Raw genomic sequence first — 14,014 nt, 5'->3', positions numbered from 1 at the left:
TACATGACCGTGTAAATATACACAACAAGGGTTCAACAAAATCTAGGAGGCGAAAAACAGTGGCATTTGAATTTAAACTTCCGGACATCGGAGAAGGTATCCACGAAGGTGAGATCGTTAAGTGGTTTGTTAAACCAAACGACGAAATCAATGAAGATGACGTTTTAGCAGAGGTACAAAATGATAAAGCAGTTGTAGAAATTCCTTCACCTGTTAAAGGAAAAGTATTAGAATTAAAAGTTGAAGAGGGAACAGTTGCAACTGTAGGACAAACAATCATTACGTTTGATGCACCTGGTTACGAGAATCTTCAATTTAAAGGCAGCGAAGAAGAAGGCGAAGCAAAAACTGAAGCTCAAGTACAAGGTACTGCTGAAGCTGGTAACGAGCCAGAGAAGAAAGAAGTAGCACAAGAAGAAGCGGCAGCAGCAACTGGTGCAGGCGCACAAGAGCAAGTAGATGCTGATCCAAACAAACGCGTTATCGCTATGCCATCTGTACGTAAATATGCTCGCGAAAAAGGCGTTGAAATTTACAAAGTTGCGGGTTCTGGTAAAAACGGACGTGTGTTAAAAGAAGATATCGACAGCTTCGTTAATGGTGGTTCTGCAGCTCAAGAAGCAGCACCTCAAGCAGCTGAAAGTGTGAAAGAAGAAGCAGCTCCTAAAGCGGCAGCAGCTCCAGTTCTTGAAGGAGAATTCCCAGAAACTCGCGAGAAAATGAGCGGAATCCGCAAAGCAATCGCGAAAGCAATGGTGAACTCTAAGCATACAGCTCCTCACGTAACATTAATGGATGAAGTTGATGTAACAAACCTTGTTGCACATCGTAAACAATTCAAACAAGTTGCAGCTGATCAAGGAATCAAGTTAACTTACTTGCCTTACGTTGTAAAAGCTCTAACTTCTGCTTTGAAAAAGTACCCAGTACTTAACACTTCTATCGATGATAAAACAGATGAAGTTGTTCAAAAGCATTACTACAACATCGGAATTGCAGCTGACACTGAAAAAGGCTTGCTCGTTCCAGTTGTGAAAAATGCAGATCGCAAAGCGATTTTCGAAGTTTCTAACGAAATCAATGAGCTTGCAACAAAAGCACGTGATGGTAAATTGGCTCCAGCTGAAATGAAAGGTGCATCTTGCACAATCACAAACATCGGTTCTGCTGGTGGACAATGGTTTACTCCAGTCATCAACCACCCAGAAGTAGCGATTCTTGGTATTGGCCGTATCGCTGAAAAAGCGGTTGTTCGTGATGGCGAAATCGTTGCAGCTCCAGTCTTAGCTCTTTCCCTAAGCTTTGACCACCGTATGATTGACGGAGCTACTGCGCAAAATGCCCTTAACCACATCAAGCGTTTATTGAATGATCCACAATTAATTTTAATGGAGGCGTAATGTCATGGTAGTAGGAGATTTCCCAATCGAAACAGATACTCTTGTCATCGGTGCAGGTCCTGGTGGATATGTAGCTGCTATTCGTGCTGCACAGCTTGGACAAAAAGTAACAATCGTTGAAAAAGGAACACTTGGCGGTGTATGTCTAAACGTTGGCTGTATCCCTTCAAAAGCATTAATCAATGCTGGCCATCGTTTTGAAAATGCTAAGCATTCTGAAGACATGGGTATCAAAGCTGAAAACGTAACAGTTGATTTCACAAAAGTTCAAGAGTGGAAAGCTTCTGTTGTTAATAAGTTAACAGGTGGAGTTCAAGGTCTTCTTAAAGGAAATAAAGTAGACATCGTCAAAGGTGAAGCTTATTTCGTAGACAGCAACTCTGTACGTGTGATGGATGATAATTCAGCACAGACTTACACTTTCAAAAATGCAATTCTTGCAACTGGATCTCGTCCAATTGAATTGCCTACTTTTAAATACACAGACCGCGTGATCAACTCAACTGGTGCTTTAGCGCTTAAAGAAGTACCTAAAAAGTTAGTTGTCATCGGTGGTGGATACATCGGTACTGAGCTTGGTACTGCTTATGCAAACTTTGGAACAGAAGTTGTGATCCTTGAAGGTGGAGACGAAATCCTTCCAGGTTTCGAAAAGCAAATGAGCTCATTGGTTAAACGTAACCTGAAGAAAAAAGGAAACGTTGAAATCCATACAAACGCTCTTGCAAAAGGCGTTGAAGAAAAATCTGATGGTGTCACTGTTACGTTCGAAGTAAAAGGCGAAGAGAAAACAGTTGATGCTGATTACGTACTTGTGACTGTTGGTCGTCGTCCAAACACTGATGAGCTTGGTCTTGAGCAAGTTGGTGTTGAATTGACTGACCGCGGAGTTGTCAAAACAGACAAACAATGCCGTACAAGCGTATCTAACATCTATGCAATTGGTGACATCGTTGATGGACCACCACTTGCTCACAAAGCTTCTTACGAAGGTAAAATTGCAGCTGAAGCAATCGCTGGAGAGCCAGCTGAAATTGATTACCTTGGTATTCCTGCTGTTGTATTCTCTGAGCCAGAACTTGCAACTGTTGGATACACTGAAGCAGAAGCAAAAGCAGAAGGAATCGAAATCGTTGCAGCGAAATTCCCATTCGCAGCGAACGGACGTGCACTTTCTCTTGATGCAACTGATGGCTTCATGAAAATGATCACTCGTAAAGAGGATGGTCTAGTTATCGGTGCACAAATTGCAGGTGTTGGCGCTTCTGATATGATTTCAGAGCTTAGCCTTGCAATCGAAGCTGGAGTGACTGCTGAAGATATCGCTATGACAATTCACGCTCACCCAACATTAGGTGAAATTACAATGGAAACGGCTGAAGTAGCAATCGGAAGCCCAATCCACATCGTAAAATAATGAAGCCTATGAAACCCTCTCCTTGATGGAGAGGGCTTTTTTGCGTTTGAACTCCATATGAAAAACCCCTCATGAGGTGAGGGGTTTTTTCATATGGATATATATAAGTGCAAGGTAAATATCATTAGTTTGTATTGACGCGGTCTAAAGCATGGCATAAAGGAGATAAGATTTCCTGTTTACTGCGGACATTTCCTTCCACCTTCACGATCACTTTTTCATCATTGACAAGTAAAATAGCCGGTAATTCGTCAACTTCATTTTTCCAGCCTTTACGATCTTCTTTCACAATCATTTTTGACATTTCCTTAGGATATTCATTTTTTAAATCGAGGACTGCATCATAATATGGGCTTTCTTTATCAAGGTTTTCTGCATCAGTAAAAAAGAGAATTCTCGGTTTTTGAATATGACTGACTTGGTCGGTCTGATTCGGTATGATATAAGCAAATGAGCATGAACTAAGTACAAAGAGCATGGGGAATATAATGAGAAGTGTCCTCAAAAAATTCAATCTATTCACCTCAAAATCATTTGGGGTTGTCCCAACATTTTTAGGAGCTTGTTCCCTGTTAGTCACTCTAGTGTATCATGTCCCTTTTGACAATTTTCGATTGTTACTCAATTGTTACAGAATTGATATGAAGCAAAATACAATTGAAACGTTCCCTCAATATGATGTGAAAAAAGCACATATTTATAAAAAATGATTAATTGTGTCATACAATTAACCGTTGACAACTTAAATGTGACATCATATTATAGAAATAAGAAATAGATCAAACGCTTTCAAACTATGAATGAAGAAAAGGGGAATGTACGTGGGTACAATTATTTGTCAAGATTGCAATGAAACCATTGATCAATTTGAAAATGAAAAAGTGACAACGCTATACGGAACGTGCGGTCACTGTCATTGCTGTGATGAAGCCTCTGAATAAATAAAAAAAGCATGCAGCTCCATTTGGGGCTGCATGTTTCTTTTTTATAAAATTGGTTTTTGTTCCTTAATCACACGTATCATTTCAAGCGTTGAATCTTCAGGTCCTTGGACAGGGAGGCCAATTTCAATATTTTTAAAGATATACGATATATTTTCTTCTGTGATAATTTCACCTGGTATAAAAATTGGAATACCTGGCGGATACACCATCACAAACTCTGCGATGATACGGCCGACTGCTTCCTTAAAAGGAACGACTTCTGTTGTGGCATAAAAGGCGTCACGCGGCGTCATAGCAAGCGATGGGATCTCAGGCAGCAGCACTTCCGTTACCGCTTGTTTGCCGCCGTCACGAGTAGAGACTGTGGCAATTTCCTGCATCGCCGTCACGAGCGTATTAATTGTCTCATCTGAATCGCCAGGGGTTACGATACATAAAATATTGTAAAGGTCAGAGAGCTCTACTTCAATTCGATAGCTTTCTCTCAGCCATTTTTCGACATCATGTCCGTTTAACCCAAGGTCTTTAATGGAGATAATTAATTTCGTTGGGTCATAATCGTAAGTAGAAGCTGAACCGAGTATTTCCTTGCCAATGCAGCTAATGCCGTCAATTTGATTCAAGCGGTCTCTCGCTGATTCAGCCAAACGAATGGCTTCATCAGCTAGTGCCTTTCCTTCAGTAGCTAATCTTTTTCTAGCGACATCAAGTGATGCTAAGAGCAAATAAGAAGTGGACGTTGTCGTCAGCATACTCAAAATCGATTGCACGCGGTCTTTTGAAACAAGCCCTTCCTTCATATTTAAAATAGAGCTCTGCGTAAGAGAGCCGCCGAGTTTATGGACACTTGTTGCTGCCATATCGGCACCTGCCTGCATCGCAGAAAGGGGAAGATCATCATGAAAATGGATATGCACACCGTGTGCTTCATCGACAAGGACAGGCACATCAAATGAATGGGCAATGTCTACGATTGATTTTAAGTCTGCTGAAATACCAAAATACGTTGGATTAATGACAAGTAAACCTTTCGCATCCGGATGCTCAGCGAGCGCCTTTTTGGCTGATTCAGGTGTAATACCGTGAGAGATACCAAGCTCTTTGTCTATTTCTGGGTGAATAAAAACAGGAACTGCGCCAGAAAATACAATCGCGGACATAATAGATTTATGGACGTTACGCGGAACGATAATTTTATCTCCAGGCCCGCATACCGTCATCACCATTGTCATGATAGCGCCGCTTGTGCCTTGAATGGAGAAAAACGTATGATCAGCACCGAAGGCTTCAGCAGCAAGCTCCTGTGCTTCCTTTATCATCCCTCGAGGTGAATGTAAATCATCGAGAGGTTCTATATTAATGAGGTCAATGCTTAATGCATTGTCGCCAATGAATGCTCTAAATTCAGGATCCATTCCGGCTCCTTTTTTATGGCCTGGAATGTGAAATTGGACTGGATTGGTTGCTGCGTGTTTTTTTAGTCCAGTGTATAAGGGTGTATCATGTTGTGACAATTGCTTTCCCACCTTCATCGAAATACCTGCTATTATTGTGCCAATTACAGCAGATTTCATTGCATAAAACAAAAGAATTATATTATGAACTGATCGGAATGTAAAGCATAAAATCAATCGGTTTCTGATCAAACAGATGCTATAATAAAAGTTCAAATCAGAAATGAGTGTTAAAGTGAGGGACAAGTAAATGGAATATCAATATCCAATGGATGTCGACTGGACGACAGAGGAAAAAATTGCAGTCATTTCATTTTTTCAGGCTGTTGAAAAAGCCTATGAAAAAGGAATTGCGAAGCAGGAGTTATTAGACGCTTATAAACGATTTAAAGAGGTTGTGCCATCAAAAGCAGAGGAAAAAACGCATTGTGCGGCGTTTGAAAAGGGGAGCGGGTATTCCCCTTATCGTGCAGTGAAAACCGCAAGAGAGGCAGAAGAGACAGCCGTTATACGCATGTAAAAAACGAGCCTATAAGGGCTCGTTTTTTCATACAGATTCTTTCTGTGTAAAACGGTATAGATACGTCAGTGTGCGGAAGGCATTTTCGATTTTCGATAGGAATTCTTCATTGTTCATTTGAACGACTTCCTCTCTAGGCAGCTGAATGCCGCAAAGAAGCTCGGCTTTCTTGACTGTTTGGACACGTTCAAAAAGCGTTTTCAGCTGTTCGGAATCTAGTTCGCTGTGACGCATGACATCTGGTTTCATATGATCTTTAGACCAAACAAAATCTTGCGGTATTTTCTGCTGGATGGTGTCTAGCTCTTTTTCAAATAGCTGGCCGTACTCACCTTTTACTGGAGATTCATAAATGAGCGCAAACCAGACAAAGACATGTGTTTTCCAAAGCCCAATTTGAAAATGAGGGAGTTTTTTATATCCGCGCTTACTGTTTGCAAAAGCAACCCACGTATCATTTGGCGGGTTAACAGATCTTCTAGCATGCTTTGCGACGTGTACAAACATTTCGTCTCCTGTAATAGAAGAAAGAAGTGGTGCAAAATGTTCGCCAAGTGCCTCAAGCTTTGGACGGACTCTTTCTTTTAATACAGTCATTCGTTCATCTAAACCATCAACTGTGAATGTTTCAAAATCTTCATCTCTAAAACGCATTTCACTCATGTTATGCCTCCTGTATCTTTTCGCTGATCATATTTTATCATAGCTTGGGTCAAGCTCAAAAAAAGATGCACCGTCAGATTAAAGAATGTAAAGGACGTTGTGCAGCGTTTAAAACCTTTCATTTTGTGGTACATCATTAATAGGTAAAGACACAATTTTCAGAATGTCGTTGCGGTTATGCGATCGCTTCATACGATATAAGCAAGAACCATTTCTCTTATCGATTGAATTTTTTATCAATGAAAACTGACAAGGAATGAATCATTCTCTGGAAGGGGCGTTGACCAATGAAGCAAATCGTGAAGCAGGGGTATAGACAGGAGAAGAAAAATCGCATCGCTGTGTGGAGATTAGAGGTTGATTATGAGCTTTCTACGCTTCATGAAGCCATCGAGAATAAAGATGACATCCAAATCGAACGCAGCAAACGAAAGCTTGAGCGCCTAAGAAAAGAATGGGAGCAGCTTCAAGGGTAAAACAGCGTGAGGTAAAAACGAACCAATTCATCGGTTCGTTTTTGTATGAAGCTGCTTTTTTCTTGCTTTTACGTACATAATATCAGTATGCTATTACAAATAGGTCCTACATAGAAAAGAGGTTTACAATCTGATGACAAACTGGGTGGAAATTGACCGTCTTGCAAAGCTCTGGGTAAAAGAAGCAGGAAGCCGTATAAAAGCGTCCATGCAGGAAGGTCTATCAATTGAAACAAAATCAAATCCAAATGATCTTGTCACGAATATCGATAAAGAAACAGAACGTTTTTTTATTGAAAATATACAGTCGACATTTTCAGATCACCACATTTTAGGAGAAGAGGGACAAGGGGAAGAGGTGACCTCACTCGATGGGATTGTGTGGATCATTGATCCGATTGATGGCACAATGAACTTTGTCCATCAAAAACGCAACTTTGCCATTTCAATCGGGATATTTGAAAATGGTGTGGGGAAAATCGGTCTTATTTATGACGTCATTCATGACGAGCTCTACCATGCCATCAAAGGAGAAGGAGCTTATATGAACGATATCCTGCTCCCTCCATTAAAAGATGTGGAGATTGAAAAAGCTATTGTGGGTATTAATCCGACATGGGCGATTGAAAGCCCTTATTTTGACGCCAAACCATTTGCCCGTCTTGTGCGTGACGTGAGAGGGACACGAACGATTGGATCAGCTGCCCTTGAGCTTGCTTATATTGCAAGCGGCAGAAGTGACGCATATGTCACGTTGAGACTTGCGCCATGGGATTATGCAGCGGGTTGCGTACTGCTTGATGAAGTAGGGGCTGTTTACTCAAATATTCACGGAGAACGTCTTACGTTTCTAGATAAAAACAGCATAGTCGCCGGAAATCGATCCATTTGTGAAAAAATCTTGAATGATTACATAAAAGGAAGCGGAAATAAAAAATAAACGGAATCACTTCATGAGAATGAAGTGATTTTTTGTTTTTCCTGAAACTTTTTGGTAAGGCGAATGTCTATACGAATGAGGCCTTAATTTCATGTAAAGGATTGTGTATCAATGTTGGATTTGTTTAGTGATTTATCGCTCCATTTTGAAAGGTATTTTATTTTAAATGAGTATAGTATCCGCATCATTCAATGGTGTGTACTTGGACTATTTGTTCTTTTCATGACACTTCCGCTATGGAAAGAAAAGAAGAGTGGTTATGTATTTTATGCTGGAATCGTATTAAGAGTTGTTCTGCTTGGCGGAATGACAGTTGAAATGATCCACCAAGTCCTAGCTAGACAGTATACGATTGAAACATTTGAAGTGCTGACAGATTTCATGCAATTTCTCATCTATGGGTACGTCTTGCTTGCATCACTTTACTATGTCATTTCTCTTCCTTATTTAAAAAATAAAGGTATGTTTTTTGCTTTTGATTTATCTGTGTTACTTCTGCCTTTATGTCAAACCGTGTTTATTGTGTTTGCTGAAAGCAAAAAGTTCTTTCTTAGTGGTGATATGGATCTAGTATGGAGAGATCTGATTACTATTTTGCTTATGGCTGGCTTTGCCGCTTTGGTGCTGCACCTTTTCTTTCGCTTGTTTTGGCACTGGAAGTGGAAGGAATTGCTTTTATTCTATGGTTTGATTTTTGCAGCCTTGCTTTATATATTTTATCCTTCTATTTCGAAGTATGAACTTCAATCTACATTTAAATCGATTGTCATTTTAGCGGCAGCAGCAGGAAGCTTTATGACGATTTATTTGTTATCTGCTTTACTACGGGACAAGGTGAGATTAAGGCAGTGGGGCGCTGGTTGTATAGCTGTCTTTTTTCTGCTATTACTCAATCCGATTATCAATATCCCTCATACCATGTTCCAATTCACCAAAACGGAACTGGTAGATACTTTCTCGGAAGAATATCGCCCTTTATCAGCAGCAAGTGCAAAAGCATTCGCTTCAAAGTTTGTACCGAAGAATCAATCGCTGTATTTAAATGCTAGTCATCAGCCTATCCCTTATCATTACGTGTTTGCAGATGATCAGTATGAATTGAATATTTCTCCGTTTACAGGTGAATTAAGCGAATATTCTTATCGAGGTCGTGTAGAGGGAAAGGAACTGACCGATAAAGAATATAGGAAAAAAACCATCGAATTTTTCGAAAGAAGCGGAAGGTCAATAGATCTACAGCGCATTCAATTAGCTGTAAAAAAAGAGGACGGAGAGACGGACGTTCTTCTTCTGCCAAAAATGTCTCAGAATGAAGAGGACAGTTTAGCGTCTGCCACCTGGAAAAAAGGGACGCTTCGACAAGCGCAATACGTAAACACCATCTTTCAATTAAAGGATATTGACGGAATCCATTTAACAGAAACGGAGATAAAAAACAGGATCAACAGTATTTATAAACATTTAAACCTCAAGCCGCCAGCTTATCAAATCACAGGCATTGATGAATTTTATTTTGATTGGCAGCATGAAGTGAGGGTCACAACTAAAGATCAATCGGAGTTTCTGTTTAATGGCTCAACAAAAAAAGTCATCAGCTTTAAGCTGTCAAAAGCGATTCTTCAACAGAAAAAAGGGAACATCAGCGATGAAGATTTGTTAAAGATCATAGGGAAAAAGCCAAAAGACATAAGAAAAGAAACAGGCACTAGTGAAAGCAAACAATATACATTTAAACGCTCCTCTCATGTCGTCAATCTGTTTAAAGGGGATGATGGAATTGAGTTGAGAGTGCAAGTTGCTTCTTCTATCCCGCACGCAGTATCTAATCAAGATCGTGAGGACGTCTATCAGCAAGTACTTAAACGGTTTAAACCATATACGATCTATAAAAAACAAATAAAACCTGTGAAGATGATCGACAAAGAAGGGAATATCGACATTTCATGGCTTGTCATCATACAAACCTTCGGATCAAATGAGCATAAAATCTATGAAGTGAATGGACGAACAAAAGAGGTGCATCGTTTTGACAGATAAAGAAAAACAAGCCATCTTTCAAGACTTATATGAACTGTATCAAGAAGGGGATCTGGGAGGCGAGGCAGCTAGCTGGATGAAGGCACACGAACAGCAATTTCAGCATGCGGTCACGGGTGAAAAGCAGCCCTCAGCGCCGATGGAAGGTCAGAAGGACTATGACGAGTTAAAACGCATGAAAGGGTTTATTTACTCGTTATACTTCTTCTTTATCGTTTTATCGATTTGGATGACTGTGTGGTTTTATTTTTGATGTCCAGACCAGCCGACCAAATTGAAAAAGTCTATGAAGATTATTTTCAGGAAATCACCAAATATTTATATCGCCGGACGGGAAATATGGAAACGGCCAAGGACCTTGCGCAGGACGTATTTATGAAGGCACTGCATGGGTTGTCCTCCTTTAAGGGACATTCAAGTATAAAAACATGGCTTTATACCATTGCGTATCACACATTTGTGAATGATTATCGCCGAAAAGTAAAATGGACTTTTACGAACGTAGAGGAAATGGATTTCTTAGAGCAGCAGTCGTTCACGACACCAGAAGATCACATTGAAAAACAAGCTGATATAGAAAGGCTATGGCATCATATTTATCAGCTGAAGGATTCCTACCGGGAGGTCCTCATTTTAAGAGATATTCAAGAATTGTCATATGAAGAAGTAGCTGAAATTTTGAATTGGACTTTATCTAAAGTCAAAACAACCCTTCATCGAGCCAGATTAGAGCTGAAGCGAATGCTACATTGTGAGGAGTTCAATAAATGAGCTGTTATTTGATTGAAGAATTGTTACCACTTTTTATAGAGGGGGACACAAGTGCAGAAACAAATAAAATTGTTGCAGAGCACTTACAATCCTGCGAGAGCTGCCAACACCTCTATCACGAAATGAAAGAGCCAATTTCCCTTATACAGACTCCTGATCTCATGCCATATATAGATGAAAAGGAAGAAAAAAGAAAATTTGAAAAGCGCTACTATGGCAAGCTGTTATATCGAGCAAGTATCGCATTTGGTATAGGATACGCCATGATGATCATTCTTTATTGGCTGAAATAAAAAACCCCCATCTGGATAAACCAGGTGGGGGTTTTTCTGAGCTTAGCTTAATTTTTCTTTTGCAATTTGAACTGCATCATAAAACGTTTTTAATTGCTCTTGAGGAATTTTCTTAAGCATTTGGTTGAAAACAAGTAATTCAGTAGAGCTGAATCCAAGACCTTTTGCGATTTTAGAATCAATCACAACGTTTCCTTTTTTGTCTAGAACAAGGGCATCACCAGCAAGATCAGCAATTCTGATCACTGATTTGAAAAGCTTTTCGAATTTAGCCGCTTCTTCTTTTGTAAGACCAAGTTCAACAGCTTTTGCTGCATCAAAAACCAATTTCCCTTTTTCGTTTTTAGTGATGCTTTCACTGAAAACGATTGTAAGAACAGCTGCGCGATCTAAGAATTTCTCAGCAGTCGCCGCTTCTTCTTCAGTTAGTCCGAGCTCAACAGCTTTTTTCACATCAAATGTGTAGTTGTTGTCTTCCTCAACAAATGAATTGATGAGAATGTTGATGACACGCTCGTTTTTCTCCAATAATTCTTTAATGATTTGCTGCTGTTCAAAAGGAATTCCTTTGAAAGTTGCAGCGCTTGCTTGCCCAGGAGCTACTGTTGTGAAAGTAAGAATGATAGCTAAAGCGAAAAATACAACAGAGCTGAGCGATTTGCTCAAAAACTTCTTCATGCTTCTTTTCTCTCCCTTTTCTGTTAAATTTTGTTGCAAGAAAAGCATACCATGAGAAACTTTGTGGAAGAATAGGAAAATTGTAACTTTATGTTTGATTTTGGAGAACTATAAAAGTTCTTGTCGAAAAATGGAGGGGTTCAGATTGCTTATTTTTGTCAATCCTTCAAGATACGTTTCGTCTGATGAATGGAGCTTTCATAGGTGAATTGTCTTGTTTTACTCAAAATAAAAAGCCTTCTACATGTAGAATGTAAAAGGCTTTTACCTAATTTTATGATTGCACGTTTAATTTTCTTTTTAATGTAAATCCTGTACCCATGAAAATCATGGCGAATACAATGCTTAGACATATGCCCAGTATGTTTTTTTCTGCAAGAGTTACCCCAATAAACGCCATACTGACAACTGCAAGTAATGCACATAATAATAGAAGCCATTTGATTTGTTTCATATGTCCCCATCCCTTTTTTTAGAGTTAATATAAGTTTACAGAAAAACGATCGGCATTTAAAGGGGATTGTGATATAATATGAAAGTTATCTAATTATTTTAGGAGATGAAAATGTGAAACTTCGAAAAGACCTTCGCAACATCGCAATTATTGCCCACGTTGACCATGGTAAAACGACGCTTGTTGACCAATTGCTCCATCAAGCTGGTACTTTCCGTGCGAATGAAAATATCGCTGAGAGAGCCATGGATTCAAATGATTTAGAGCGAGAGCGCGGTATTACGATTTTAGCTAAAAATACTGCGATCCATTATAAAGATACACGCATTAATATTTTAGATACACCAGGACACGCCGATTTCGGTGGTGAAGTTGAGCGTATCATGAAAATGGTAGATGGTGTACTCCTCGTTGTGGATGCTTATGAAGGCTGTATGCCTCAAACACGCTTTGTGCTGAAAAAAGCACTTGAGCAAAACTTAACACCAATCGTTGTCGTCAATAAAATTGACCGCGACTTTGCTCGTCCGGCTGAAGTAGTCGATGAAGTGATCGACTTGTTCATTGAATTGGATGCAACAGAAGAACAGCTTGAATTCCCAGTTGTCTATGCATCAGCAATCAATGGTACAGCAAGTAACGATGCGAGCAAGCAAGATGAAAACATGGAATCTTTGTTTGAAGCCATTGTAAACCATATTCCTTGCCCAGTTGATAACCATGAAGAGCCGCTTCAATTCCAAGTGGCACTACTTGATTACAATGATTATGTTGGCAGAATTGGAATCGGCCGTGTATTCAGAGGAACAATGCAAGTAGGACAGCAAGTGGCCTTGATGAAAGTCGACGGCACTGTGAAACAATTCCGTGTAACAAAGATCTTTGGTTTCCAAGGGTTAAAACGAGTGGAAATCAACGAAGCGAAAGCGGGAGATCTTGTCGCTGTATCTGGAATGGAAGACATCAACGTAGGTGAAACGGTTTGTCCGGTAGAACACCAAGAAGCACTTCCAATCCTTCGTATTGATGAGCCGACACTTCAAATGACGTTTGTTGTAAACAACAGCCCATTTGCAGGCCGTGAAGGGAAATACGTGACATCACGTAAAATCGAAGAGCGTTTAGAGCAGCAGCTTCAAACAGACGTCAGTCTTCGTGTGGATCCAACTGATTCACCTGATGCTTGGGTTGTTTCTGGACGCGGAGAGCTTCACTTATCCATTCTCATTGAGAATATGAGACGTGAAGGTTTTGAATTACAAGTATCGAAGCCAGAAGTTATTGTAAAAGAAGTTGATGGTGTTCGATGTGAGCCTGTAGAGCGCGTTCAAATTGATGTACCAGAAGAGCATACTGGCTCTGTTATGGAATCAATGGGTGCAAGAAAAGGTGAAATGATTGACATGATCAACAATGGTAACGGTCAAGTTCGCCTAATCTTTACAGTGCCATCACGTGGTTTAATTGGATATACAACTGAATTTCTTTCATTAACTCGTGGTTTTGGTATTTTGAACCATACGTTTGACAGCTACCAGCCAATGCAGTCTGGTCAAGTTGGCGGACGCCGTCAAGGTGTACTTGTTTCAATGGAAACAGGTAAAGCGACTGCTTACGGAATCCAAGGTGTTGAAGAGCGCGGTGTGATCTTCGTTGAGCCGGGTACTGAAGTATACCAAGGGATGATTGTTGGGGAGCATAACCGTGAGAACGACCTTGTTGTAAACGTAAGCCGTATGAAACAACAAACAAACGTACGTTCAGCGACGAAAGATCAAACGGTTAGCATGAAAAAGCCTCGTATTATGTCACTTGAGGAATCTCTTGAGTACTTGAATGAAGACGAATACTGTGAGGTTACACCTGAATCAATTCGTCTTAGAAAGAAAATTTTAGATAAAAACGAACGTGAGAAAGCAGCGAAGAAGAAAAAGCTAGCAGGATTATCTTAATTCCATGAAGAATTA

The 14,014-nt window shown here is 40.0% G+C and carries 16 protein-coding genes; 11 read left to right on the top strand and 5 right to left on the bottom strand.

Annotated features, from left to right (window positions below; all coding sequences use genetic code 11):
- Nucleotides 1-59 precede the first annotated feature (59 nt).
- Complete coding sequence (locus tag V6Z54_RS00380; RefSeq protein ID WP_041084964.1) at nt 60-1,400, top strand: dihydrolipoamide acetyltransferase family protein; 1,341 nt, start codon at nt 60-62, stop codon at nt 1,398-1,400.
- A gap of 4 nt (nt 1,401-1,404) precedes the next feature.
- The gene (gene lpdA / locus V6Z54_RS00375) at nt 1,405-2,817 is read left to right on the top strand and encodes a dihydrolipoyl dehydrogenase (protein WP_024426892.1); all 1,413 of its coding nucleotides are present in this window, start codon (nt 1,405-1,407) and stop codon (nt 2,815-2,817) included.
- A gap of 124 nt (nt 2,818-2,941) precedes the next feature.
- On the opposite strand, the gene V6Z54_RS00370 is transcribed toward lpdA, so the two are convergent.
- The gene (locus V6Z54_RS00370) at nt 2,942-3,340 is read right to left on the bottom strand and encodes a hypothetical protein (RefSeq protein WP_258954564.1); all 399 of its coding nucleotides are present in this window, start codon (nt 3,338-3,340) and stop codon (nt 2,942-2,944) included.
- 298 nt (nt 3,341-3,638) lie between these two features.
- On the opposite strand from V6Z54_RS00370, the gene V6Z54_RS00365 reads away from it, so the two are divergent.
- Nucleotides 3,639-3,758, top strand: coding sequence for a GapA-binding peptide SR1P (locus V6Z54_RS00365; protein WP_003212464.1), 120 nt, complete (start codon nt 3,639-3,641; stop codon nt 3,756-3,758).
- Nucleotides 3,759-3,802: 44 nt separating this feature from the next.
- On the opposite strand, the gene V6Z54_RS00360 is transcribed toward V6Z54_RS00365, so the two are convergent.
- A complete protein-coding gene (locus V6Z54_RS00360) occupies nt 3,803-5,275 on the bottom strand; it encodes an aminotransferase class I/II-fold pyridoxal phosphate-dependent enzyme (protein ID WP_338527588.1) in 1,473 nt (490 codons plus the stop codon).
- 190 nt (nt 5,276-5,465) lie between these two features.
- Between V6Z54_RS00360 and V6Z54_RS00355 the strand changes: the two genes are divergently transcribed.
- Entirely contained in the window at nt 5,466-5,735 is a 270-nt protein-coding gene (locus V6Z54_RS00355; protein ID WP_034281639.1) for a UPF0223 family protein, read from the top strand.
- Between the two features lie 27 nt (nt 5,736-5,762).
- Here the strand turns inward: V6Z54_RS00355 and V6Z54_RS00350 are convergent, their stop codons facing one another.
- Nucleotides 5,763-6,398 (bottom strand): DUF1054 domain-containing protein, encoded by a 636-nt coding sequence (locus V6Z54_RS00350; RefSeq protein ID WP_024426894.1) that lies wholly within the window; start codon nt 6,396-6,398, stop codon nt 5,763-5,765.
- Between the two features lie 287 nt (nt 6,399-6,685).
- Between V6Z54_RS00350 and V6Z54_RS00345 the strand changes: the two genes are divergently transcribed.
- From V6Z54_RS00345 to V6Z54_RS00320, 6 genes are all read left to right on the top strand, one after another.
- Nucleotides 6,686-6,874, top strand: a complete 189-nt coding sequence (locus V6Z54_RS00345; RefSeq protein ID WP_041084960.1) for a hypothetical protein — start codon at nt 6,686-6,688, stop codon at nt 6,872-6,874.
- A 133-nt stretch (nt 6,875-7,007) separates the two neighbouring features.
- Entirely contained in the window at nt 7,008-7,814 is an 807-nt protein-coding gene (locus tag V6Z54_RS00340; protein WP_338527587.1) for an inositol monophosphatase family protein, read from the top strand.
- Nucleotides 7,815-7,925: 111 nt separating this feature from the next.
- Nucleotides 7,926-9,851, top strand: coding sequence for a hypothetical protein (locus V6Z54_RS00335; protein WP_338527586.1), 1,926 nt, complete (start codon nt 7,926-7,928; stop codon nt 9,849-9,851).
- Nucleotides 9,841-10,104, top strand: a complete 264-nt coding sequence (locus V6Z54_RS00330) for a hypothetical protein (protein ID WP_041084957.1) — start codon at nt 9,841-9,843, stop codon at nt 10,102-10,104. Before V6Z54_RS00335 ends, V6Z54_RS00330 begins: the two co-directional genes overlap by 11 nt.
- Nucleotides 10,104-10,622: a sigma-70 family RNA polymerase sigma factor gene (locus V6Z54_RS00325; RefSeq protein ID WP_041085218.1), complete on the top strand. Its 519-nt coding sequence runs from the start codon at nt 10,104-10,106 to the stop codon at nt 10,620-10,622. The genes V6Z54_RS00330 and V6Z54_RS00325 overlap by 1 nt, the downstream gene beginning before the upstream one ends.
- Nucleotides 10,619-10,915 carry a zf-HC2 domain-containing protein gene (locus tag V6Z54_RS00320; protein ID WP_073979452.1) on the top strand — a complete coding sequence of 99 codons (297 nt, stop codon included), beginning with the start codon at nt 10,619-10,621 and terminating at the stop codon, nt 10,913-10,915. The genes V6Z54_RS00325 and V6Z54_RS00320 overlap by 4 nt, the downstream gene beginning before the upstream one ends.
- A gap of 42 nt (nt 10,916-10,957) precedes the next feature.
- On the opposite strand, the gene V6Z54_RS00315 is transcribed toward V6Z54_RS00320, so the two are convergent.
- Together V6Z54_RS00315 and V6Z54_RS00310 are read right to left on the bottom strand one after the other, a co-directional pair.
- Nucleotides 10,958-11,593 carry a hypothetical protein gene (locus V6Z54_RS00315; protein WP_024424766.1) on the bottom strand — a complete coding sequence of 212 codons (636 nt, stop codon included), beginning with the start codon at nt 11,591-11,593 and terminating at the stop codon, nt 10,958-10,960.
- A 274-nt stretch (nt 11,594-11,867) separates the two neighbouring features.
- Nucleotides 11,868-12,047 carry a DUF5325 family protein gene (locus V6Z54_RS00310; protein WP_024426900.1) on the bottom strand — a complete coding sequence of 60 codons (180 nt, stop codon included), beginning with the start codon at nt 12,045-12,047 and terminating at the stop codon, nt 11,868-11,870.
- Nucleotides 12,048-12,160: 113 nt separating this feature from the next.
- Here V6Z54_RS00310 and typA point away from each other — a divergent pair, with 113 nt between their 5' ends.
- Nucleotides 12,161-13,999, top strand: coding sequence for a translational GTPase TypA (typA, locus tag V6Z54_RS00305; RefSeq protein ID WP_041084955.1), 1,839 nt, complete (start codon nt 12,161-12,163; stop codon nt 13,997-13,999).
- Nucleotides 14,000-14,014: the final 15 nt, after the last annotated feature.

Origin of the sequence: Bacillus sp. MAG717A, from assembly GCF_036884855.1 — a bacterium.
Classification (GTDB): domain Bacteria; phylum Bacillota; class Bacilli; order Bacillales; family Bacillaceae; genus Bacillus; species Bacillus safensis.
This window is presented reverse-complemented; position numbering and strand designations above follow the sequence as displayed.